At 71.9% G+C, this 22,924-nt stretch carries 18 protein-coding genes and 1 pseudogene; 13 read left to right on the top strand and 6 right to left on the bottom strand.

What is annotated here, in order from left to right:
* Nucleotides 1-41: 41 nt before the first annotated feature.
* Nucleotides 42-761, bottom strand: a complete 720-nt coding sequence (locus E6P78_RS32935; protein ID WP_168712729.1) for a hypothetical protein — start codon at nt 759-761, stop codon at nt 42-44.
* Nucleotides 761-1,985, bottom strand: a pseudogene (eccE, locus tag E6P78_RS28670) (type VII secretion protein EccE). Before eccE ends, E6P78_RS32935 begins: the two are co-directional and overlap by 1 nt.
* Nucleotides 1,986-2,196: 211 nt before the next feature.
* Here eccE and eccB point away from each other — a divergent pair.
* The 4 genes from eccB to E6P78_RS28650 all read left to right on the top strand — a co-directional run bounded on the left by eccB (nt 2,197) and on the right by E6P78_RS28650 (nt 5,919).
* A complete protein-coding gene (gene eccB / locus E6P78_RS28665) occupies nt 2,197-3,768 on the top strand; it encodes a type VII secretion protein EccB (RefSeq protein ID WP_136206552.1) in 1,572 nt (523 codons plus the stop codon).
* Nucleotides 3,769-3,807: 39 nt separating this feature from the next.
* Nucleotides 3,808-5,070 carry a type VII secretion-associated serine protease mycosin gene (gene mycP / locus E6P78_RS28660; RefSeq protein ID WP_240799405.1) on the top strand — a complete coding sequence of 421 codons (1,263 nt, stop codon included), beginning with the start codon at nt 3,808-3,810 and terminating at the stop codon, nt 5,068-5,070.
* 38 nt (nt 5,071-5,108) lie between these two features.
* On the top strand, nt 5,109-5,459 hold the full coding sequence (locus tag E6P78_RS28655; RefSeq protein ID WP_136206550.1) for a hypothetical protein: 351 nt from the start codon (nt 5,109-5,111) through the stop codon (nt 5,457-5,459).
* A gap of 154 nt (nt 5,460-5,613) precedes the next feature.
* Complete coding sequence (locus tag E6P78_RS28650) at nt 5,614-5,919, top strand: WXG100 family type VII secretion target (protein ID WP_136206549.1); 306 nt, start codon at nt 5,614-5,616, stop codon at nt 5,917-5,919.
* 75 nt (nt 5,920-5,994) lie between these two features.
* Here the strand turns inward: E6P78_RS28650 and E6P78_RS28645 are convergent, their stop codons facing one another.
* Entirely contained in the window at nt 5,995-6,228 is a 234-nt protein-coding gene (locus E6P78_RS28645) for a DUF397 domain-containing protein (protein WP_018551844.1), read from the bottom strand.
* A gap of 122 nt (nt 6,229-6,350) precedes the next feature.
* Complete coding sequence (gene eccCa / locus E6P78_RS28635; RefSeq protein WP_240799404.1) at nt 6,351-10,508, bottom strand: type VII secretion protein EccCa; 4,158 nt, start codon at nt 10,506-10,508, stop codon at nt 6,351-6,353.
* 198 nt (nt 10,509-10,706) lie between these two features.
* Here eccCa and eccD point away from each other — a divergent pair, with 198 nt between their 5' ends.
* The 6 genes from eccD to E6P78_RS28605 all read left to right on the top strand — a co-directional run bounded on the left by eccD (nt 10,707) and on the right by E6P78_RS28605 (nt 17,795).
* Nucleotides 10,707-12,149, top strand: coding sequence for a type VII secretion integral membrane protein EccD (gene eccD, locus E6P78_RS28630; RefSeq protein ID WP_136206548.1), 1,443 nt, complete (start codon nt 10,707-10,709; stop codon nt 12,147-12,149).
* A gap of 176 nt (nt 12,150-12,325) precedes the next feature.
* Nucleotides 12,326-12,616 (top strand): 30S ribosomal protein S15, encoded by a 291-nt coding sequence (gene rpsO, locus E6P78_RS28625; RefSeq protein ID WP_018551846.1) that lies wholly within the window; start codon nt 12,326-12,328, stop codon nt 12,614-12,616.
* Between the two features lie 270 nt (nt 12,617-12,886).
* Entirely contained in the window at nt 12,887-15,124 is a 2,238-nt protein-coding gene (locus tag E6P78_RS28620) for a polyribonucleotide nucleotidyltransferase (RefSeq protein WP_136206571.1), read from the top strand.
* Complete coding sequence (locus E6P78_RS28615; RefSeq protein ID WP_136206547.1) at nt 15,121-16,500, top strand: pitrilysin family protein; 1,380 nt, start codon at nt 15,121-15,123, stop codon at nt 16,498-16,500. The genes E6P78_RS28620 and E6P78_RS28615 overlap by 4 nt, the downstream gene beginning before the upstream one ends.
* A gap of 24 nt (nt 16,501-16,524) precedes the next feature.
* Nucleotides 16,525-17,277 carry a 4-hydroxy-tetrahydrodipicolinate reductase gene (dapB, locus tag E6P78_RS28610; protein WP_136206546.1) on the top strand — a complete coding sequence of 251 codons (753 nt, stop codon included), beginning with the start codon at nt 16,525-16,527 and terminating at the stop codon, nt 17,275-17,277.
* An 11-nt stretch (nt 17,278-17,288) separates the two neighbouring features.
* The gene (locus E6P78_RS28605; RefSeq protein ID WP_136206545.1) at nt 17,289-17,795 is read left to right on the top strand and encodes a tetratricopeptide repeat protein; all 507 of its coding nucleotides are present in this window, start codon (nt 17,289-17,291) and stop codon (nt 17,793-17,795) included.
* 70 nt (nt 17,796-17,865) lie between these two features.
* Here the strand turns inward: E6P78_RS28605 and E6P78_RS28600 are convergent, their stop codons facing one another.
* Nucleotides 17,866-18,417, bottom strand: a complete 552-nt coding sequence (locus E6P78_RS28600) for a hypothetical protein (protein ID WP_136206544.1) — start codon at nt 18,415-18,417, stop codon at nt 17,866-17,868.
* Between the two features lie 94 nt (nt 18,418-18,511).
* A complete protein-coding gene (locus E6P78_RS28595; RefSeq protein ID WP_136206543.1) occupies nt 18,512-18,751 on the bottom strand; it encodes a hypothetical protein in 240 nt (79 codons plus the stop codon).
* Nucleotides 18,752-18,946: 195 nt separating this feature from the next.
* On the opposite strand from E6P78_RS28595, the gene thyX reads away from it, so the two are divergent.
* From thyX to E6P78_RS28580, 3 genes are all read left to right on the top strand, one after another.
* Nucleotides 18,947-19,684 (top strand): FAD-dependent thymidylate synthase, encoded by a 738-nt coding sequence (gene thyX / locus E6P78_RS28590; RefSeq protein ID WP_136206542.1) that lies wholly within the window; start codon nt 18,947-18,949, stop codon nt 19,682-19,684.
* Between the two features lie 153 nt (nt 19,685-19,837).
* Nucleotides 19,838-20,737: a 4-hydroxy-tetrahydrodipicolinate synthase gene (dapA, locus tag E6P78_RS28585; RefSeq protein ID WP_136206541.1), complete on the top strand. Its 900-nt coding sequence runs from the start codon at nt 19,838-19,840 to the stop codon at nt 20,735-20,737.
* 147 nt (nt 20,738-20,884) lie between these two features.
* Nucleotides 20,885-22,570 (top strand): ribonuclease J, encoded by a 1,686-nt coding sequence (locus tag E6P78_RS28580; RefSeq protein WP_136206540.1) that lies wholly within the window; start codon nt 20,885-20,887, stop codon nt 22,568-22,570.
* The last annotated feature ends 354 nt before the right edge of the window (nt 22,571-22,924 follow it).

Raw genomic sequence — 22,924 nt, 5'->3', positions numbered from 1 at the left:
AACTCGGCCATCCCGTCCACGTATCGCCGGCCGTCGAGCCGTCAGTCCATCCGGCGCGCGCCGCCCAGCAGCCCCGATTCGGCGTCGGTCGCCCGGGTCGTCACCGACCGGCTCTCGCGCCGCGTGCACCAGAGGGTGACCCCGTCCGGCAGGGCGGGCAGGGCCCGGACCGTGTCGGCCGAGAGGCGCATGAGGTGCCCGACCTGTGCCGCTTCGTCGGGAGACACGCGTTGGACCCCGACCAGTGAGGCCTTCTCCAGCAGCCCGGGCGCCGCCGGACCGAGGTACGGCAGCAGCGTCACCACCGACTGCCAGGGCCCGGAAACGGCCCGCCCACGCGGCGGCCGCATGCCGCAGTCCCGCACCACGACGACCGGCGAGGCGGCCGACGGGCCCTGCGGGGGCACCCGGCCGACCTCGTGCAACGCGACGCACCCGCTGCCTCCGGCGGCCCGCGCCAGACCCGTCCAGGCCGGCGAACGCCCCGTCTCCACCACGATCCGCGCCCCGGTCGCCGCCGCCCGCAGCGCGAGGACCTGCGCGGTCCACAGGCCGCCGATCAGCGTGACGTCGTACGAGGAGGGGCGGTTGAGGCCGAGCACGGCGGGGCGGCCCTCGTCGTCCACGCCGATCACCACACCGTCGTCGCCGACCGGCAGGGCCAGCGAGGCCAGTTGTTCGGGCCCGATGGTGTAGCGCCGCCGACGCGGACCGACCGGCCCGAAGGCCAGCCGGCCCAGGCCCCGCCCGGGCCCCGGCATCAGCGGGCACCGCCGAGCGGCAGCGTGGCGAGCACCCCGGGCAGCTGCTCGCGGTCCAGCCGCACCAGCGAGACCCGCACCCCGCGCGCGACGCGTTCCAACTCCTGACGCGCGGCGCGAAGCTCCTCGCCGCTTCCGGCGCTGATCCGTAGGTGGCCGGCGGCGGCGACCTCCTGCCGGTCACCCCGCTCCAGCGTGAGGCTGAAGGTCGTGGCCAGTGCGGGGACCGAGGTGAGCAGCGCGACGAGCCGGGGCATCGACGCGCCGCCGCCGGGGCGCGGCCAGCGGCGCACCCAGTACGCGGTGTGCCACCGGCCGTCGCAGCTCCAGGTGCGCGAGGTCTCGCCGGTGCGGCGGCCGGGCGGCGTCGACCCGTCGGCCCGGACCGGGAGTGAGGGGCCGGCGCAGGCCGAGGTGGCGAGCGCAGAGCTGAGCTCCTGTTCCGTCAGCACCGTCGCGTCGAACCCCGCCCCGCTCAGCCGCCCGGCCAACTGCTCGGCCACGCGCAGCAGGCACCTCTGCGCCCCCGTGAGGCCGCCGCCGCGTACCCGTACGGCCTCCGGGCAGAGCGGGATCGCGCTTCAGCGCGATCCAGGTGAGGCGGACCGCTGGTGTGCCCGTCCGTGCCCGCAGGGGCGCGTAGTTGAGCGCGGTGACGGAATCACCGGGCAGGTGCGGCGCCGGGGCGGGCCGGGTGTGCTGCACGATCTGCGCCGACTCCAACCGGATGCCGTCGACGTCCATCGCGTCCCGGACGAGCCCCGGCGGCAACGGCCGTACGGTCCGCTCCGCCCGTAACGCCGTGTCCTGCGGATCGACCCGGAGAACCGCCGTGAGATACGTACCGTCGCCGACCATGCCGACCGGCCGCCGCTTCCGGTGGGTGAACGAACAGGTACGCAAGGCGGGTTCGCACTCGGTCAACGGGGCGATCACGGAGTCCGTGCCCGGCCCGGCGTCCCGGGCCGCCGCCCGCCGGGTCCTCGCGCGCAGAGCCACGACCGTACCCAGCCACGCGGGGAGCGAACGGCGGCGCCGGCGTGCGGAGGCGAGCAGCACCAGCAGCGCGGCCGCCGCACCGGCAGGGGCCAGCAGCGCGGGCCCGGCGACCCAGGCATACAGCAGGACCGAGGCAGCGATTTCGAACAACACCAGCTGTTGCAATCGAAAAGAACCGACCGGCCCCGCGCGCCGGTTCAGTCGTGCGCCACCCCTGGCCGTCATCGTGGCATGTCCCCCGTCCGTACGGGCCCGCGCCCGCGCCACGTCCGTCCCGCCGGGGTGTCCGGCGGGACGGCACAGCGTACCGGTCACCGGGCTGCGCCTGAGCCCCACGGGCATAGTAAGGGCCGACAGCGGGAAGCCCGCGCCGGGGCGTGCGCGGCAGGTGTCCGCCGGGGCGCGGTGCGGGCGGACAGGGGAGGCGGGGCGGGTCATGGTGACGCGACGGGACGAGCTCAACGCGTACACATTTGCGAAGAGGCGCGTCGTGGCGGCCTTCCTCCAGCCCTCTCCCACCGGCTCCGACGAGGGTGCCCCGCGCCCGCTGGCCGCCGTCCTGCCCGGCCTCCTCGCCGGGGCCCTGCTCCTCGCGGGGTTCGGCGCCTACGGCATGTTCCGCCCGGTCGCACCGCAGGGCTGGGACAGCCCCGGCACCAAGGTGATCGTCGGCAAGACGTCGACCACGCGCTACGTGGTGCTCACCACGGGCAGCGGCGCGCATCGCCGTACCCGGCTGCACCCCGTCCTGAACCTCGCGTCCGCCCGGCTGCTGCTCAATCCGGACGACTACGGCGTCGTCCAGGTCGCCGACGACGTCCTCGACGCGGGCAGGCCCCCGCGCGGCCCGGTCCTCGGCATCCCGTACGCCCCCGACCGGCTCCCCGGGAAGGAGGACGCGGGCACCCCGAAGCGGTGGGCCGTGTGCGAACGGCCGGGTGGCAGGGGCGCCGGTGTGCAGAAGGCCGCCTTCGTCCTCGCCGCCCGCGACGACGGGCTGACCGAGGGCGCGAACCGGCTCACCCGCGGCGAGATGCTCTACGTCCGTGACCCGCACGGCACCCGGTACCTGGTGGACGCCCGGGGCACCAAGTACCGCGTCGACGAGAGGCCCGCCGACCTCGGCCACCTCACCGACGCCCTGGTCGGCAGCGCCCGGCCGCAGCCCGTCACCGGCGACTGGCTCGCCACCCTGCACGACGGCGCCCCGGTCGCCTTCCCGCTGATCCCCGGCGAGGTCGGCGCGCCCGCGCACATCGAGGGACACCTGTCCGCACGCGAGAACCGGATCGGCACGGTGCTGCGGACCAGGACCGGCGAGGGCACCGCGTACTACGTCGTGCTCGCCGGAAAGGTCCAGCGCATCTCGGAGTTCACCGCCTGGCTGCTGATCAACTCCCCGGCGACCGCCGCCCTCGACCAGGCCGGCCGGGCGTACCCCGCCGGCCTGCAGGACTTCGTGCCCGACGCCGTGCCCTTCGCGGGCCAGGCCGCCCACTGGCCCGCCCGCAGGACCGTCCGGGTCGACACCGTGCGCCGCAACACCGTCTGTGCCGTGCTCCGCGCGGCGGATACCAAGGGCCGCACCACGCTGAGCACCTGGGCGGGCACCACGTACCCCGCGTCCCTCGGAGACGGCGGCACGAGCACGTACGTCACCCCCGGCAGCGGGCTGCTCTACACCCAGGTGCGGGGGCGGCAGACGAAGCCCGACGGGTCACTCTTCCTGGTGACGGACACCGGACTGCGGTACGCGGTTCAGGGGAACGGCGACAGCGACACCGAGCACTCCGCGATCGGCGCCGACGCCGGCCCGGCAGACATTCCGACCAACGGTATGTACAGCGGCCCAGGCAGCCCAAGCGGTCAGGCCCGAGTGAACCGGGCGCAGATCCGGCTCGGCTACGGGAAGGTGACGCCCGCCCTCGTGCCGGCCGCGTGGTCGGAGTTCCTGCCGAGGGGACCACGGCTCGACACCAACGGCGCCCGGCGCCCGCAGGGTTCCTGACGGCCGAGGAGAACGGGAAGCGAAGCGATGGCGTACCGGATGAGCATGCGGCTGGGGGCGGCCCTCGCCGCGCTGGCCGCCGTTGCCGCGCCCCAGCCCGCGCGAGCGGACACCGGACCGGACGGCGGTGCGTGCGCCTTCCCGGCGAAGCGGCAGTTCGAGGGGCGCCCCTGGTCGTTGCAGCGCGTGCTCCTGGACGAGCTGTGGCACGACACCAGGGGCCAGGGCGTCCGTGTCGCCGTCATCGACACCGGGGTGGACGACACCCACCCGCAGCTCACCGGCGCGGTCGACGCGTCAGCGGGCGCGGACACGCTGGGGCGCGGCGGGAGCGACGGCACCGTGGACGCGGTGGGCCACGGCACCGAGGTCGCCGGCATCATCGCCGCCCGCCCCCACGACGGCACCGGCTTCGTGGGGCTCGCCCCCGAGGCGACCGTCATCCCGGTCCGCCAGAACGACGCGCACGACAACGGCACGGACGCGTCGATGGCCGCCGCGATCATCCACGCCGTCGCGCAGGGCGCCCAGGTCATCAACATCTCGCAGGAGACCGCCCGGCCGCAGACCGCCGGTTCGGCCCTGGGCAGGGCGGTGGCCGAGGCCGTCGGCAGGGACATCGTGGTCGTCGCCTCCGCCGGCAACAACGGCACGGAAGGCAGCCGTACGCCCACCTATCCCGCCGCCTTCGACGGCGTCCTCGCCGTCGCCGCGTCCGACCGCAACAACGAACGCGCCGCCTTCTCCCGGCCGGGGCACTTCGTCGATGTCGCCGCCCCGGGCGTCGACATCGTCTCCACCGTCCCCGGCCACGGCCACTGCACGCGGAGCGGCACCAGCTTCTCCGCCCCGTACGTCAGCGGGGTGGCCGCGCTCATGCGCGCCAAGTACCCGCACTGGACGGCGGCGCAGATCATCGCCCGTATCGAACAGACCGCGGAACGCTCCGTCAACGGCCGTGACGACTTCGTCGGATGGGGTGTAGTCGACCCGGTCCGCGCACTGTCCGGCGACGACGCCCCGCAGGACGCCCCGCACCCCGACGCGCCGCCCACGGGGGTCGAGGCTCCCGAGCCCGCGCCCCTGACCATGACGGAGACCCCGCAGCGGCGCGACCGGCGCCGTGCCGTCTGTGCCATAGCCCTCGCGGCCCTCATGACCGGTGCGGTGGCGGGCGCGGCGGCCGTCGCCCGCGACCTCCGCCGACGCCGCGGACACGTGCCTGACGCCCCCGCCCGCACCGGCCCGCGCACCCCGGGCGGAACGGCCGGGCGGTCGGGAACGGAAGGGCGGACTGGCTAGCCTGATCCGCCTGACCGGCCCACAGAGAGGACCCTCGTATGACCAGCCCCGCGGGCGGATTCGCGCTTGCCGACGACCCGGTCGTCCAGGCCAGGAACAAGATCGTCCACACCGCCGAGGCGGTGTCCCGGCAGTCCCGGGAACTGGCGGACATCCTCGCGACGGTCGGAGCCGGCTGGACCGGTGCGGGCGCCTCCGGCTTCACCTCCGCCCAGCTCGTCGTCAACGAGGACCACGACGAGATCCGCCGCCTGCTCGGCGTACTGATCCACGCCGTGGACGGCACCAAGAACCTCAGCAACGCCAACGACGAGGAGGTCCGCGCGGCCTTCCGCGCGGTGCGGGAGCCGGCCGCCACGGGCAACGCCTCCGCCCTGAACGGCGTCTGAACCGGCCGTCGTTCCCCCGGGCAAGGCAACCGGCCGCCGTTCCTCCGGGCAAGGCAACCGGCCGCCGTTCCCCCGGGCAAGGCAACCGGCCGTCGTTCCCCCGGACATAGGGAACCGGCCGCTGTTCCCCCCGACACGATCAGAGGAGGCCCCGATGGGGCACGACCCGCACACCAAGGTCAGGTACGAGAGCGTCCAGGAGGTGGCGAACCGCATCCGCGCGGTGTCACGGAACATCTGCCGGGACCTGGAGGAGATGGACGGCGCGCTGAAGGTCGTCACCGACACCTGGGACGGCCAGGCCCACACCGAATACGTGGCGCTCCAGCACAAGTACCGGAACAAGGCCGACCACATGAAGGGCCGGCTGGAAGAGGTCGCCAGGATCATCGAGGCCGGCAAGGACCACTACCGGGCCACGGACCTCAGAGCCTCGCGCCTGTTCACCGAGGCCTACTGAACAACACCCGCCGGGGCCGGACGCACCGAGGGGCACGTTCACCCGAACGTGCCCCTCACGCGTGCCCGGCCGTGACTACTTCAGGTCGAACTCGCCGTCCCTGGCGCCCAGGACGAACGCACGCCACTCGGCCTCCGTGTACCGGAGCACGGTGTCCGGGTCCAGCGAGGACCGCATGGCCACCGCCCCGCCGGGAAGATGAGCGATCTCGACGCGCTCCTCGTCCTGCTCGGTCCCGGGCGCACTCAGCCATTCCACCCCCGAGATGTCGAGTGCGTACAGCTCGTCCTTCTCCGCCTGCGTGCCCATCGTGAGGGTTCCTTTCCGTACATGCCTCTGCACGGCACCGTACAGGCATGGCGGCGGCGGGGGACCCGGTCCGCGAATCCCCCGCGCAGACCCGCGCTGCGTGCGCTCCGGACGCCCGGTGGTCATCGGTCCCGCTCCGGCAGCCAGCCGGTCTGCACGAGCCGGTTGCCGCCGCGCCGGGTGGCGAAGTACCCGCGCCCCGGGGGCATCGGACGCCCGCGCACCGCGCCGATGAGGTCGCCCTCCGCCGGGTCGCCCGACAGCACCACCCCCTGCGCGCCCAGCTCCTTGACGCGCTGCATGAACGGCTCGTACATCGCGCGCGAGGCCCCGGCGGAGTTCCGCGCGACGACGAACCGCACCCCGGCGTCACGGGCGAACGGCAGACAGTCCGTCAGCGGCGCCAGCGGGCCGCCCGTACCCGTCGCGACCAGGTCGTAGTCGTCGACGACCACAAAGATCCGCGGGCCCGTCCACCAACTGCGCTCCCGCAGCTGCCGGGGTGTGACATCGGCAGGTGGCCGGCGGCGCGCGAATACCCCGGCCAGCGCCTCCATATGCGTGCGCAGCGCGTCCGGAGTCGGCGCGTACTCCAGCAGATGGCCCTCCGGCAGTGCGCCCAGCAGCCCCCGCCGGTAGTCCCCGACGACCAGCTTCGCCTCCTCGGGGGAGTGGCGGCGCGCGATCTGCCGGACGAGCAGGCGCAGCAGAGCCGTCTTCCCCGACTCGCTCTCGCCGAAGACCAGGAAGAACGGATCGGTGTCGAAGTCGGCGAACACCGGTTCCAGATCGGTCTCGGCGATCCCGATGGCGACGCCCCGCCGGGGGAACTCGTCCCCCTTCGGCAGCCGCTCGGCGGGCAGTACGGCCGGCAGCAGCCGTACGGCGGGTGCGACCGGACCCGACCAGCCCGCCCGCACCCGCTCGACCAGCGCGCCCGTCCCGTCACCGAGGCCGTCCGCACGGACCGAACCATCCCAACCGGCTGCACGGACCGAACCATCCGGACCGGCTGCACGGACCGAACCATCCGGACCGGCTGCACGGACCGAACCATCCGGACCGTCCGCACGGACCGAACCATCCGGGCTGTCCGAACCATCCGGGCCGTCCGAACCGTTCGCCGGGCCCGCGCACGGCAGCGCGCCCATGAAGTGCAGCCCCTCCGGCACCTGGCCGCGGCCCGGCATCCCGGCGGGCACCTGGGCGGCGACCTTCCGGTCGAACTCGGAGTCCGAGACATCACCGAGCCGCAGTTCGAGCCGCCCGACGAGCTGGTCCTTCAGCGCCGCCCGCACCTCCAGATAGCGGGCGGCCGTGAGGACCACGTGCACTCCGTAGCCCAGCCCGCGCGCGGCGATGTCGGTGACGACCGGCTCCAGCTCGTCGTACTCGGTGCGGAAGCCGCCCCAGCCGTCGATGACCAGGAAGACGTCACCCCAGGGCTCTCCGGGCCGTTCCCCCAGGGCGCGTTCGTGGCGGTACGCGGCCATGGAGCCGATGCCCCGGGCACGGAACAGCTCCTCGCGGCCCCGCAGCACCCCCGCCACCTCGGCGACCGTACGCCGCACCCGCTCGGGGTCCAGGCGCGAGGCGATCTGGCCCACGTGCGGCAGCCCCGTGAGCGACGCCAGCGCGCCACCGCCGAAGTCGAGCCCGTAGAACTGGACCTCGCGCGGTGTGTGGGTGAGCGCGAACGACATGATCAACGTGCGCAGCACCGTCGACTTGCCGGACTGCGGCCCGCCGACCACCAGCATGTGCCCCGCCGCCCCGGAGAAGTCCCGGTACAGCACCTCGCGCCGCTGCTCGAACGGCTTGTCGACGAGCCCGAGCGGGACGGCGAGCGCGCCGGGCCCACCGTCCCCCGAGGCGGTGAATCCGCGTTCCGGGTCCGTCGCGAGATCCGGGAGCAGCCGGTCCAGGGCCGGGGCCCGGTCCAGCGGGGGCAGCCACACCTGGTGTGCGGGCACCCCCTGCCCCTCCAGCCGTCGCACCACCACATCGAGCACGGTGTCGGCGAGGGCGACCTCCCCGGCGGCCGGGGGAGCGGCCGGGGCGACGGGCGCGTCACCCTCCGGCGCAGCCACCGGCACCGGCACCGCCTCCGCCTCCGCCTCCGGCACCGACATCGGCACCGGCAGTGCACCGAACAGGGCCGCCGCCTGACCGACCGGGTCCTGCCCCTCGGCCCCGCCCGAGCCGCCCGCCCGGTACGGCCCCGACACGTACGCCGCCTTGAACCGCGTCATTTCCCGCGTCCCCGCCTTCAGAAACCCCGAACCGGGCACCGGCGGCAGGTCGTACGCGTCCGGCACGCCCAGCGCCGCCCGCGACTCCTCCGCCGAGAACGTCCGCAGCCCGATCCGGTACGAGAGGTAGGTCTCAAGGCCCCGCAGCCTGCCCTCTTCGAGCCGTTGCGAGGCCAGCAGCAGGTGCACCCCCAGCGACCGGCCGATGCGTCCGATGCGGATGAACACGTCGATGAAGTCCGGTTTGGCGGTGAGCAGTTCGGAGAACTCGTCGATGACCAGCACCAGTGAGGCCAGCGGTTCGAGCGCCGCACCCGCCGCCCGCGCCCTCTCGTAGTCGTGGACACCGGCGAAATTGCCCGCCGCCCGCAACAGCTCCTGCCGGCGCTGCAACTCGCCGCGCAGCGCGTCGCCCATCCGGTCGACCAGCGCGAGGTCGTCGGCCAGATTGGTGATGACGGCGGCCACATGCGGCATCCCCGCCATCCCGGCGAACGTCGCACCGCCCTTGAAGTCCGCGAGCACGAAGTTCAGCGTCTCCGAGGGGTGGGTGACCGCCAGCCCCAGGACCAGCGTCCGCAGCAGCTCCGACTTCCCCGAACCGGTCGCCCCCACACACAGACCGTGCGGCCCCATCCCGTCGAGCGCCGCCTCCTTCAGGTCCAGCACCACCGGGTTGCCGTCCTGACCCACCCCGATGGGCACCCGCAGCCGCTCCGCCACCGGGCGCGGCCGCCAGGTCCGCTCCACATCGACCGCGCCCGCGTCACCCAGGTCCAGCAACTCGGTGAAGTCCAGCTCGGCCAGCAGCGGTTCGTCACCGCCACGCCCGCCGGGCCGCAGCGGGGCCAGCCGCCGGGCCAGCGCCTCCGCCGCCGGCAACGAGAGCCCGTCAGGCACCCCCTCGTACGCCTCGTCCGCGCCCCGCTCCACCCGCAGCAGACCGGGCCGCACCACCACGGACAGGCCGCCGCGCGCCCCCTCCTGCTCACCCGGCACCACCTCGACCAGCGTCACCCCCTGCGTCCCGCCGGCCGCCGCCAGCACCGACCCCGGCACCACCCGGGCCCCGTCCAGGACCACCACCACATGCGGCCGGTCCAGCGACGGCGCACCCTCCGGACCGAAGCGCGGCCGCCCCTCCAACAGCCCGCTCAGGAAAGGTTCCAGGCCCGCCGCGTCGTGCGCGAACAGCCGCCTCGTTCCGGCCCCGTCCACCTCACCCGCCACCTGCACATGCGGCAGCCACTTCACCCACTCCCAGCACCCCACCGCACCCGGCGCCGCCACGACCGCCACCACCAGATCCCGGGGCGAGTGCAGCGTCACCAGCTGGGCCACCAACGCCCGCGCCACCGACCGGGCCGGCTCCGCGAGACCACCCACCCGCACCCGGTACGCCTCCCGCAACGAGACGCACAGCGGAAGGCCCTCCAACCGGCCGTGCACCGCCACGAACCGCCGCACCGCCGCCGCGCACACCGGCTCCGGCTCACCCGCCGCCGCGCTCTCCGGCACCGACAACGGCGTCGAGAGCCCCTGACCGCCGAGCCCCACCCGCACCAGGCCGAAGTCCGCGTCGCCCGCCCGCCGCTCCCACACCCGCCGGCCGTCCGCGACCACCGACCACAGCTGGTCCGGGGCGGGATGCACATGGAGCAGGCCGTCGCGCTGCGCCCGCGCGGTCCGCCGCACCTCGCGCCGGGTCCGCGCCAGATACGCGAGATAGTCGCGCCGGACGTCCGCCGTCCGCCCCTGCGTCCCCCGCCGGTGCCGGACCACCTGGGCCACCACCATCGCCACCGTCGACACCAGCATCAGCACGCCCATGACCCGCATGAACGGCGGCGCCTGCGGCGAGAAGAAGAACACCACCGACGAACCCATGCCCAGCACCGGAAGGACCTGCATCAGCATCCCCTCCCGCTGCCCGCGCGGCAGCACCGGAGGCGGCTCCAACAACACCTCCTTCGTGGGAACTTCCGGCGGCACGTCCCGTGGCGGACGCTTCACGACGATCTGACTCACCGGTGCATCAATCCTTCGGTGCGGACGGGCGGAAGACGGGTACGGCCGCACCGGACACCGGTGCCTCACCTGCCGGCGACCGGCCTTCGAGCGTCCGTGATCCTATGCACTGTCACCCTTCGCCCCTTTCCGGCCGATAGGGTGGCCCGCCCATCGTGCGGACACCGCCGACCAGCGACGAACAGGGGCCCCCGACACGTGAGTCCGACCGCAACGACCGGCTTCTGCCGGGTCACCGTCGTGACGCCCGACAGCCGGATCGACGTCGCCCTGCCCGAGGACATCGCCGCCGCCGACATCTGGCCGGAGATCCTGCGCCTCACCGGCAGACCCCGGACCACCACCGCCCCCACCGGCTACCACCTCGTACGCCTCGACGGCACGGTCCTGGACGGCGACCGCACCCTCGCCGCGCAACGCGTCCTCGACGGCGAACTCCTCACCCTGCGCCCCTTCGCCGCCTCGCTGCCCCCACCCGTCTTCGACGACGTCGCGGACGCCATCGCCTCGGCCGCCGGACGCGACCGCCACCTGTGGAGCGACGAACTGCTGCGCGGCGCCGCCCCGGCGGCCGGCGCGCTGCTCCTCCTCCTGGCGGCCCTCGTGCTGTGGCAGACCGCCCCGGACCGCCACGACATGCACGGCCTGCCCGGCGCCGTCGCCGGCACCGCCGGACTGCTGCTGATCACCGTCGCGGGGGTACGCGCCCGGGTCCACGCGGACCGCGCCACCGCCGCCGCACTCGGCCTCGGCGCCCTGCCCCTCGTCCTCCTCGCCGGCTCCGGCCTCATCGCTCCCGACGCCGGCCGGGGACCGGGAAGGATGCAGTTCCTGCTCGGCTGCGCCGCCGTCCTCGTCGCCTCCGCCGTCCTGACCGCGCTCGCCCCGCGCGGCGACGCCCCCTTCGTCGGCGCGGCCTTCCTCGCCGGCGCGGGCGCCCTGGCGGCGTTCGCCGCGATCCTCACCGAAGCCTCCGCCACCCGCACCGCCGCCGTCTGCGCCCCCGCGGCCCTCGGCCTCATCGCCTTCCTGCCCGGCCTCTCCGCCCGCTTCGCCCGGCTCCCCATCGGACACACCCCGCCGGGCCCCGCCGACCCCCTCGCCGACACGGACCCGGACCCGGACTCCGGACCGCGCCCCGCCCCCGTCGACGCCCGCCTCGTCGCGGACCGGGCCCGGCGCGGCCACGAACTGCTGCTCGGCCTGGCCGGCGGCTGCGCGGGCCTGGTCACGGCGGCCGCCGCCGTACTCGGCTGCTCCGGCACCACCTGGGGGCGGCTCCTGGCCCTCGCCGCAGGACTCGCGCTGCTGCTGCGCGCCCGCCTCTTCCGCTACACCGCCCAGGTCCTCTGCCTGCTGATCGCGGGCACCGGCGCGCTCGCCGCCCCGGTCACCGGCCTCGCCCTGACCCGCCACGGCGCAGGCCCGGCCCCGGACATCCGTACGATCGGACTGTTCGCGGCCCTCGCCGCAGGCGCCGTACTCCTCACCGCCGCCGGGGCGACCGTCCCGCGCAAGGGCCTCTCCCCGTTCTGGGGGAGGTGCCTGGACCTGGCCGAGAGCGCGCTCCTGCTCTCCCTCGTACCGCTCTGCCTCGCGGTTCTCGACCTCTTCGCCCGCGCGAGGGCGCTCACCGGCTGACACCCGTCGGGGCCGGTCCGGGCGGCTGGTAGTCTGGCTGTGGCCGTTTGTGTACGCGTTCCCGGTTCGCTCTGGGAACTGCGCTCATCGGACCCTCGCTCCCGAGTCACCCAAGCTCCCCTGAGAACCAGACCAGGGGCACTCGTGGGCGCATCGAAGACCAAGAGGAGTACCGCGTGCCGCTCGACGCCGCTACGAAGAAGCAGATCATGACCGAGTTCGCGCAGAAGGAGGGCGACACCGGTTCCCCCGAGGTTCAGGTCGCCATGCTTTCGCGCCGGATCTCGGACCTGACCGAGCACCTCAAGACGCACAAGCACGACCACCACTCCCGTCGTGGTCTGCTGATCCTGGTCGGCCAGCGTCGCCGCCTCCTGCAGTACCTGGCCAAGAAGGACATCCAGCGCTTCCGTGCGCTCGTCGACCGCCTCGGCATCCGCCGCGGTGCGGCCGGCGGCGCCAAGTAAGGACGCTGTGCCAGGGAGCGGTTCCCTCACCCAGGGGGCCGCTCCCTTTGCCGTACGTGCGGTACCGGGGGCAACCTCAGTAACCTGGACGTACAACAACAGACGAGGAGAGGCGCCCCACGGCCGCCGCCGGTCCTCGGTAGTGGCCCCCGGGACAACGCCCGGGAGCTTCGATCGAAGACCGGCCCCGCACACACGGTGCGCTTCTCCGCTCCGTCCAGCGCCACACGGGCGCCAGGACGAAAGACGACGAGTATGGAGAATTCACTAGTGGAGAACGAGACCCACTACGCCGAGGCCGTTATCGACAACGGAACCTTCGGCACCCGCACCATCCGCTTCGAGACGGGCCGCCTGGCCAAGCAGGCCGCCGGCTCCGCCGTCGCGTACCTGGACGACGACACCATGGTGCTGTCGGCCACCACCGCTTCCAAGCGGCCCAAGGACAACCTCGACTTCTTCCCCCTTACGGTGGACGTCGAGGAGCGGCAGTACGCCGCAGGCAAGATCCCCGGCTCCTTCTTCCGCCGGGAGGGCCGCCCCTCCGAGGACGCGATCCTCACCTGCCGCCTGATCGACCGCCCGCTGCGCCCTTCCTTCGCCAAGGGCCTGCGCAACGAGATCCAGATCGTCGAGACGATCATGGCGCTCAACCCCGACCACCTGTACGACGTGGTCGCGATCAACGCCGCCTCCGCCTCCACGATCCTGGCGGGCCTGCCCTTCTCCGGCCCGATCGGCGCCACCCGCGTCGCCCTGATCAAGGGCCAGTGGGTCGCCTTCCCGACGCACACCGAGCTTGAGGACGCCGTCTTCGACATGGTCGTCGCCGGCCGCGTCCTGGAGGACGGCGACGTCGCCATCATGATGGTCGAGGCCGAGGCCACCGAGAAGACCATCCAGCTCGTCAAGGACGGCGCCGAGGCCCCGACCGAAGAGGTCGTCGCCGCCGGTCTGGAAGCCGCGAAGCCCTTCATCAAGGTGCTCTGCAAGGCCCAGGCCGACCTCGCCGCCAAGGCCGCCAAGCCCACCGGCGAGTTCCCGGTCTTCCTCGACTACCAGGACGACGTCCTGGAGGCGCTCACCAAGGCCGTCAGCACCCAGCTCGCCAAGGCGCTCACCATCGCCGGCAAGCAGGAGCGCGAGGCGGAGCTCGACCGCATCAAGGAGATCGCGGGCGAGAAGCTCCTCCCGGCCTTCGAGGGCCGCGAGAAGGAGATCTCCGGTGCCTACCGCGCGCTGACCAAGAAGCTGGTCCGCGAGCGCGTCATCAAGGACAAGGTCCGCATCGACGGCCGCGGCGTCACGGACATCCGTACGCTCGCCGCCGAGGTCGAGGCCATTCCGCGCGTGCACGGCTCGGCCCTGTTCGAGCGTGGCGAGACCCAGATCCTGGGCGTCACCACCCTCAACATGCTGCGCATGGAGCAGCAGCTGGACACCCTCTCCCCGGTGACCCGCAAGCGCTACATGCACAACTACAACTTCCCGCCGTACTCCGTCGGTGAGACCGGCCGCGTGGGCTCGCCCAAGCGCCGCGAGATCGGCCACGGTGCGCTCGCCGAGCGCGCCATCGTGCCGGTCCTGCCCTCGCGCGAGGAGTTCCCCTACGCGATCCGCCAGGTCTCCGAGGCGCTGGGCTCCAACGGCTCGACGTCCATGGGCTCGGTCTGCGCCTCCACCATGTCCCTGCTGAACGCCGGTGTGCCCCTCAAGGCCGCCGTCGCCGGCATCGCCATGGGCCTGATCTCCCAGGAGATCGACGGCAAGACCCACTACGTCGCCCTCACCGACATCCTCGGTGCCGAGGACGCGTTCGGTGACATGGACTTCAAGGTCGCCGGTACGAAGCAGTTCGTGACCGCGCTCCAGCTCGACACCAAGCTCGACGGCATCCCCGCCTCGGTCCTGGCCGCCGCGCTGAAGCAGGCCCGTGACGCCCGCCTCCACATCCTCGACGTGATGAACGAGGCCATCGACGTCCCGGACGAGATGTCCCCGAACGCCCCGCGGATCATCACCGTCAAGATCCCGGTGGACAAGATCGGTGAGGTCATCGGCCCCAAGGGCAAGATGATCAACCAGATCCAGGAGGACACCGGCGCCGACATCACGATCGAGGACGACGGCACCATCTATATCGGTGCCCAGCAGGGCTCGCAGGCCGAGGCCGCCCGCGCCACGATCAACGCGATCGCCAACCCGACCATGCCGGAGGTCGGCGAGCGCTACCTGGGTACGGTCGTCAAGACCACCACCTTCGGTGCGTTCGTGTCGCTCATGCCGGGCAAGGACGGCCTGCTGCACATCTCGCAGATCCGCAAGCTCGCCGGTGGCAAGCGCGTGGAGAACGTCGAGGACGTGCTCGGCGTCGGTGCCAAGGTCCAGGTCGAGATCGCCGAGATCGACTCCCGCGGCAAGCTTTCCCTCATCCCCGTCGTCGAGGGTGCTGAGTCCGATGGCGGCTCCGTCACGGGGTCCGAGAAGAAGGACGACGCCGACAAGTGACGTCCCGTAGTTCCGCGACGACGGCCCGCCCCTCCTCGGAGGGGCGGGCCGTCGCCCGTACCCAAACGCTTCTCAAGGGCAGCAACGGCATCGGTACCGTCCGCCGCACGGTCCTCCCCGGCGGCCTCCGCGTCGTCACCGAGACCCTGCCCTCCGTACGCTCCGCCACCTTCGGCATCTGGGCCAACGTCGGATCACGCGACGAGACCCCCGCCCTGAACGGCGCGACGCACTACCTCGAACACCTCCTCTTCAAGGGCACCGCCAAGCGCAGCGCCCTCGACATCTCCTCCGCCATCGACGCGGTCGGCGGCGAGATGAACGCCTTCACGGCGAAGGAGTACACCTGCTACTACGCGCGGGTCCTCGACACGGACCTGCCGCTGGCCATCGACGTCGTCTGCGACATGCTGACCGGCTCGCTGATCGCCCCCGAGGACGTCGACGCCGAACGCGGCGTGATCCTCGAAGAGATCGCGATGACGGAGGACGACCCGGGCGACTGCGTGCACGACCTGTTCGCGCACACGATGCTCGGCGACACCCCGCTCGGCCGCCCCGTCCTCGGCACGGTCGACACGATCAACGCCCTGAACCGCGGCCAGATCGCCCGCTTCTACAAGAAGCACTACGACCCCACCCGCCTGGTCGTGGCCGCCGCCGGCAACGTCGACCACGCCACCGTCGTACGCCAGGTCCGCCGGGCCTTCGAACGGGCCGGCGCCCTCACCCGTACCGACGCCGTCCCCACCGCGCCCCGCGAGGGCTCCCGCGCCCTGCGCACCGCCGGCCGGGTCGAGGTGCTGGGCCGCAAGACCGAGCAGGCGCACCTGGTCCTCGGCATGCCGGGACTGGCCCGCACCGACGAGCGCCGCTGGGCCCTCGGCGTCCTCAACACCGCCCTCGGCGGCGGCATGAGCTCCCGCCTCTTCCAGGAGGTACGGGAGAAGCGCGGCCTCGCCTACAGCGTCTACTCGTACACCTCGGGCTTCGCGGACTGCGGCCTCTTCGGCGTGTACGCGGGCTGCCGGCCCAGCCAGGTCCACGACGTCCTCAAGATCTGCCGCGACGAGCTCGACCGGGTCGCGTCGGACGGACTGAGCGACGAGGAGATCGGCCGCGCCATCGGCCAGCTCTCCGGCTCCACCGTCCTCGGCCTGGAGGACACCGGCGCGCTGATGAACCGCATCGGCAAGAGCGAGCTGTGCTGGGGCGAACAGATGTCGGTCGACGACATGCTGGCCCGTATCGGCGAGGTGACACCGGACGACGTCCGCTCGGTGGCGGGCGAGATCCTCGGACACCGCCCCTCGCTGTCCGTCATCGGACCGCTCAAGGACAAGCAGGCCGGCCGCCTCCACGAAGCGGTCGCCTAAATCCTCCAGTAAGGAAGCAGAGCAATGAGCAAGCTGCGCGTGGCCGTTCTCGGTGCCAACGGCCGTATCGGCTCCGAGGCGGTACGAGCCGTCGAGGCCGCCGACGACCTGGAGCTGGTGGCCGCACTCGGCCGGGGCGACAAGCTGGAGACCCTCACGGAGGCCGGCGCCCAGGTCGCCGTCGAGCTCACCAACCCCGCGTCGGTGATGGAGAACCTCGACTTCTGCGTCCGGCACGGCATCCACGCGGTGGTCGGTACCACCGGCTGGACCGACGAACGGCTCGCGCAGCTGAACACCTGGCTCTCGGCCTCCCCCGAGACCGGTGTGCTCATCGCACCGAACTTCTCCATCGGTGCGGTCCTCACCATGAAGTTCGCCCAGCAGGCGGCCCGCTACTTCGAGTCCGTCGAGGTCATCGAGCTGCACCACCCCAACAAGGCCGACGCCCCCTCGGGCACCGCCGCCCGCACCGCCCAGCTCATCGCCGACGCCCGCCGCGAAGCGGGCTGCGCCCCCCAGCCGGATGCCACCAGCACGGCACTGGACGGGGCGCGTGGCGCGGACGTCGACGGCATCCCGGTCCACTCGGTCCGCCTGCGCGGCCTGCTGGCCCACCAGGAGGTGCTGCTCGGTGGCGAGGGGGAGACCCTCACCATCCGGCACGACTCCCTGCACCACAGCAGCTTCATGCCGGGCATCCTGCTCGGCGCGCGCCGCGTGGTGACCACTCCCGGCCTCACGTTCGGCCTGGAACACTTCCTCGACCTGAACTGACTGGCCCCGCCATGCGCGCAAAGATCACTTACGTCGTCACCGCCGCCGTCCTCGTCTTCTACTTCGTCCTGGTCGGCAGCCGTGGCGTCCTGCTCATCGAGCACGGCACCCTCATCACGGTGACCTTCGGGATCGCCGTGCTGGTCCTGCCGGCGATCGGCGTCTGGTTCCTGTGGAAGAACACCCAGTTCGTCCGCAGGGCCAACGCGCTGGCCGCCGAGCTGGACGCCGAGGGCGGTCTGCCGGTCGACGAGCTGCTGCGTACGCCCAGCGGCCGGATCGACCGGGACTCCGCCGACGCGGTGTTCGCACGCCGCCGCGAGGAGACCGAGGACGCCCCCGACGACTGGCGCTGCTGGTTCCGCCTGGCCGTCGCCTACCAGGACGCCCGCGACACCCCCCGGGCCCGCAAGGCCATGCAACGAGCAATCGCCCTGCACGCGGCCACGCCCAAGCCCAGTCCGTCGGGCGAACAGTCCAGCCCGCCGGGCGAACAATCCAGCCCGTCCGGCGTTTGAGGGCACAAAAAGAGCCGTCCGGCGATTGAGGACACTCCCCATTCGCCGGACGGCCACGTACGACCTACCGCTACTGCTGCCGGTACTCGTCCCCCCACGCCTCAATCGTGTCGGCGGCCCGATCAAACGCCTCCCCCCGCGCAAGGAAATCCGCGTTGGAGTCGGTGAGCAGCGGCGGCATCGCGTCCCCGCCCTTGCGGACGACGATCAGCGCCTGGCCCTGCACCGTACGGGGGAACCCGAGCCACTTCACCGGCTGCTGCACCGTACGCACGGCGGTGGCCCCGCTCCACGGCACGGTCGTCGTCCGGAAGAAGCCCACGCGGCGCACGCCGTGCCGGCTCACCCAGGCGCCGATACGCAGCATGCGCAGCGCGCACAGGATGATCGCGAGGGCGAGCGCGAGGCACGCACCCGCCCCCGGCAGTGCGCCGGCGAACGCGGTGATCATCCCCGCGAACAGGATGAACGAGGCGAGCAGCAGCAGACCGGCCGCGGCGGCGACCCGCCACGGACCGGGACGGTACGGCCGCCGCCAGCTGTCGTGGTCGTCGAACGGCAGCGCGACGTCCTCAGCGCTCGCGTCAAACGCGCGGTCGGCCGTCAGGAAGGGCAGGGGCACGACTGATCCTCACTCACAAGCACGCTCGATTGCTGTGCCCGGTGAGGCTACCGAGGAGGTGCCCGGACGGACCACCCCAGGGGGTCCGTCCGGGTCAGCGCGCGTGCGCGGCCTCGGTCTGCTGACTGTGCGCGGGCGACTGCTCGGGGGCCAGTGCGGGCAGTCCGAGCAGCAGCGCTCCGGCAAGCCCGCCGACGACGGCGAGACCGACCAGGACGCGTCCCGCACGTTCGGAGACGGTGCTTCGGGGGCGGGGAGGCGGGGCGACGTTGCTGCGGAATCGGTCGGCCTCGGCAACGAACGAGAACGGGACGGATTCACGCCGGCGGAACATGAGGTGGCTCTCCTTGAACTCTCTTTCGAGTGGTGCTAATGAGTCAGACGTACGACGGGCCCGATCGGTGCCCCGAATCGCCGGTTCACCCGAAGAAATCCGAAGATTCCCGGGCAGGTGGTGCCGTCCTCGCGGCGATCGGGTGGCCCGTAGAGTGGACGCCGCCCGAGCGAGACCATTGGAAGGACCCCGTCGGTGACCGACACCCCCGAGCCCACAAAGGCCCACTTCCGCAGCGATGTCACCGTTGACCTGGTGAAATCCGCCGCGGGTGACGCCGACGTACTGTTCGCAGCCCGTGTGTCCACGGCCGGCGAGCAGTCCCTGGAGGAGGTCACCAAGGACCCCGAGCGTTCGAAGGGGCTCATCAACTACCTGATGAGGGATCGGCACGGAAGCCCGTTCGAGCACAACTCGATGACCTTCTTCATCAGCGCCCCGATCTTCGTGTTCCGCGAGTTCATGCGGCACCGCGTCGGCTGGTCGTACAACGAGGAATCGGGCCGCTACAGGGAGCTGGAGCCGGTCTTCTACGTCCCGGGGGAGTCCCGCAAGCTGATCCAGCAGGGGCGCCCCGGCAAGTACGAGTTCGTCGAGGGCACCCCGGAGCAGCACGCGCTCACCGGCCGCGCCATGGAGGAGTCCTACCGGCGGTCCTACGACGCGTACCAGGAGATGCTGGCCGCGGGGGTGGCCCGTGAGGTGGCCCGCGCGGTGCTCCCGGTCGGCCTCTTCTCCACGATGTACGCCACCTGCAACGCCCGCTCGCTGATGCACTTCCTCGGCCTGCGTACGCAGCACGAGATGGCGAAGGTGCCGTCGTTCCCGCAACGGGAGATCGAGATGGTCGGCGAACAGATGGAGGCGCACTGGGCGCGGCTCATGCCGCTCACCCATGCAGCCTTCAACAAAAATGGACGCGTCGCCCCATAGGGCGGTGTCCGTATTGCGGCGTTTCGTGAAGTTCATCTAGGCTGATCAAACGGACCCGGCACTGCTTGAACCCCCGAGCAGGCAGTGCCGGGCTCCTCTTGCTTGTCCCCCCGAGGGGGCACCGTGCGCCGAGCAACGAGTAGCGTGTTACCCATGGCTCCGATCTCCACTCCGCAGACCCCCTTCGGGCGGGTCCTCACCGCTATGGTCACGCCGTTCACGGCGGACGGTGCTCTCGACATCGAAGGCGCGCAGCGGCTCGCCACCCACCTGGTGGACGCAGGCAACGACGGCCTGATCATCAACGGCACCACCGGCGAGTCCCCGACCACCAGCGACGCGGAGAAAGACCAGCTCGTAAGGGCTGTCCTCGAAGCGGTGGGGGACCGGGCGCACATCGTCGCCGGCATCGGGACCAACGACACCCGCCACAGCATCGAACTGGCCCGCACCGCCGAGCGCAGCGGCGCCCACGGCCTCCTCGCCGTGACGCCGTACTACAACAAGCCGCCGCAGGAGGGCCTGCTGCGGCACTTCACCGCCATCGCGGACGCCACCGGCCTGCCGGTGATGCTGTACGACATTCCCGGCCGCAGCGGTGTGCCGATCGACACGGAGACGCTCGTGCGGCTGGCCGAGCACCCGCGTATCGTCGCGAACAAGGACGCCAAGGGGGACCTCGGCCGCGCGAGCTGGGCCATCGCCCGGTCGGGCCTCGCCTGGTACTCCGGCGACGACATGCTGAACCTTCCGCTCCTGTCGGTCGGCGCGGTCGGCCTCGTCTCCGTCGTCGGCCATGTCGTCACCCCCGAGCTGCGGGCTCTCATCGAGGCGCACCTCGGCGGAGACGTGCAGAAGGCCACCGAGATCCACCAGAAGCTGCTGCCGGTCTTCACCGGCATGTTCCGCACCCAGGGCGTGATCACCACCAAGGCCGCACTGACGCTCCAGGGCCTCCCGGCGGGCCCGCTGCGCCTGCCCCTGGTGGAGCTCACCGCTCAGGAAACGGCACAGCTCAAGATCGACCTCGCCGCCGGCGGGGTACAGCTCTGACAACGGACTTCACAACTGCATACGCGGCACAACTGCATACGCGGGGAAAACCGCGCCACAGCACGACCCAAGACAACAGCAAGTGCACGAATGACATGCGCGCCACGTGCCCAAGCGGTACGTGGCGCGCGTGGTAAGGAGAGTCTTTTGAGTCATCCGCATCCTGAACTCGGCACCCCGCCGAAGCTCGCGAAGGGCGCCCTCCGGGTCACCCCGCTCGGCGGCCTCGGCGAGATCGGCCGCAACATGACGGTCTTCGAGTACGGCGGCCGCCTGCTCATCGTCGACTGCGGCGTCCTCTTCCCCGAGGAGGAGCAGCCCGGGATCGACCTGATCCTCCCGGACTTCACGACCATCCGGGACCGCCTCGACGACGTCGAGGGCATCGTCCTCACGCACGGTCACGAGGACCACATCGGTGGTGTCCCGTACCTGCTGCGCCTGAAGCCGGACATCCCGCTCATCGGCTCCAAGCTGACCCTCGCGCTCATCGAGGCCAAGCTCCAGGAGCACCGCATCCGTCCGTACACCCTTGAGGTGGTGGAGGGGCAGCGCGAGCGCATCGGCGTCTTCGACTGCGAGTTCGTCGCGGTCAACCACTCGATCCCGGACGCCCTCGCGGTCGCCATCCGGACGCCCGCGGGCATGGCCGTCGCCACCGGTGACTTCAAGATGGACCAGCTCCCGCTGGACGGCCGCCTCACCGACCTGCACGCCTTCGCCCGGCTGAGCGAGGAGGGCATCGACCTGCTGCTCTCCGACTCCACGAACGCGGAGGTCCCGGGCTTCGTCCCGCCCGAGCGGGACATCCAGAACGTCCTGCGCAACGTCTTCGCCAACGCGCAGAAGCGCATCATCGTGGCGAGCTTCGCCAGCCACGTGCACCGCATCCAGCAGATCCTCGACACGGCTCACGAATACGGCCGCAGGGTCGCCTTCGTCGGGCGCTCGATGGTGCGCAACATGGGCATCGCCCGTGATCTGGGGTACCTGAAGGTCCCCGCGGGACTCGTGGTGGACGTCAAGACGCTGGACGACCTGCCGGACGACGAGGTCGTACTCGTCTGCACCGGTTCGCAGGGCGAGCCGATGGCGGCCCTGTCCCGGATGGCCAACCGCGACCACCAGATCCGCATCGTCCAGGGCGACACGGTCATCCTGGCGTCGTCACTGATCCCGGGGAACGAGAACGCGGTCTACCGCGTGATCAACGGCCTCACCCGCTGGGGCGCCAACGTCGTCCACAAGGGCAACGCCAAGGTCCACGTCTCGGGCCACGCCTCGGCCGGCGAGCTCCTGTACTTCTACAACATCTGCCGGCCGAAGAACCTGATGCCGGTCCACGGCGAGTGGCGCCACCTGCGGGCCAACGCCGAACTCGGCGCGCTCACGGGCGTGCCCAAGGACCACATCGTCATCGCCGAGGACGGCGTGGTGGTCGACCTCGTCGACGGCAAGGCCAAGATCGTCGGCAAGGTCCAGGCCGGGTACGTGTACGTCGACGGACTCTCGGTCGGTGACGTCACCGAGACCTCCCTCAAGGACCGCCGCATCCTCGGCGACGAGGGCATCATCTCGGTGTTCCTGGTGGTCGACAGCACCTCGGGCAAGATCGTGGGCGGCCCCCACCTCCAGGCCCGCGGCTCCGGCATCGACGACGGGGCGTTCACCGCGGTCGTGCCGAAGATCGAAGAGGCGCTCAACAAGTCGGCCCAGGACGGCGTGATGGAGCCCCACCAGCTCCAGCAGCTGATCCGCCGCACGGTGGGCAAGTGGGTCTCCGACACCTACCGCCGGCGCCCGATGATCCTCCCCGTCGTCGTCGAGGTCTGACCCTCCGACAGGCGCGAACTCCGGAGCGGAGCCCCCGATTTGCATCGGGGCGCTCCGCTCCAGTACGTTTACGGCTCCGCCTCACCGGGAAGCAGTGCGCGCACTCGTGCGCCACGACGCTCCCCCAGGGGGGCGGGAATTCCGACTCAGAACTTCTGATAAAGTCGGAGCCGCCGGAAAGGGAAACGCGAAAGCGAAGAACTGGAAAGCGAAAAAGCAGGGCCCGTTTCGACCGGGAATCGGACACGAAAGAGTCTGATAGAGTCGGAAACGCAAGACCGAAGGGAAGCGCCCGGAGGAAAGCCCGCAGGGGTGAGTACAAAGGAAGCGTCCGTTCCTTGAGAACTCAACAGC

Origin of the sequence: Streptomyces sp. A0958 (genome assembly GCF_004795035.1) — a bacterium.
Classification (GTDB): Bacteria; Actinomycetota; Actinomycetes; order Streptomycetales; family Streptomycetaceae; genus Streptomyces.
This window is presented reverse-complemented; position numbering and strand designations above follow the sequence as displayed.

Bases quoted from the DNA above. Each gene is read 5' to 3' on its own strand.
- E6P78_RS28605 (WP_136206545.1), top strand. From the start codon at position 17,289: ATGCGCGCAAAGATCACTTACGTCGTCACCGCCGCCGTCCTCGTCTTC.
- dapB (WP_136206546.1), top strand. From the start codon at position 16,525: ATGAGCAAGCTGCGCGTGGCCGTTCTCGGTGCCAACGGCCGTATCGGC.
- mycP (WP_240799405.1), top strand. From the start codon at position 3,808: ATGAGCATGCGGCTGGGGGCGGCCCTCGCCGCGCTGGCCGCCGTTGCC.
- E6P78_RS32935 (WP_168712729.1), bottom strand. From the start codon at position 761: ATGCCGGGGCCCGGGCGGGGCCTGGGCCGGCTGGCCTTCGGGCCGGTC.
- dapA (WP_136206541.1), top strand. From the start codon at position 19,838: ATGGCTCCGATCTCCACTCCGCAGACCCCCTTCGGGCGGGTCCTCACC.
- E6P78_RS28645 (WP_018551844.1), bottom strand. From the start codon at position 6,228: ATGGGCACGCAGGCGGAGAAGGACGAGCTGTACGCACTCGACATCTCG.
- E6P78_RS28655 (WP_136206550.1), top strand. From the start codon at position 5,109: ATGACCAGCCCCGCGGGCGGATTCGCGCTTGCCGACGACCCGGTCGTC.
- E6P78_RS28650 (WP_136206549.1), top strand. From the start codon at position 5,614: ATGGGGCACGACCCGCACACCAAGGTCAGGTACGAGAGCGTCCAGGAG.
- E6P78_RS28595 (WP_136206543.1), bottom strand. From the start codon at position 18,751: ATGTTCCGCCGGCGTGAATCCGTCCCGTTCTCGTTCGTTGCCGAGGCC.
- eccB (WP_136206552.1), top strand. From the start codon at position 2,197: ATGGTGACGCGACGGGACGAGCTCAACGCGTACACATTTGCGAAGAGG.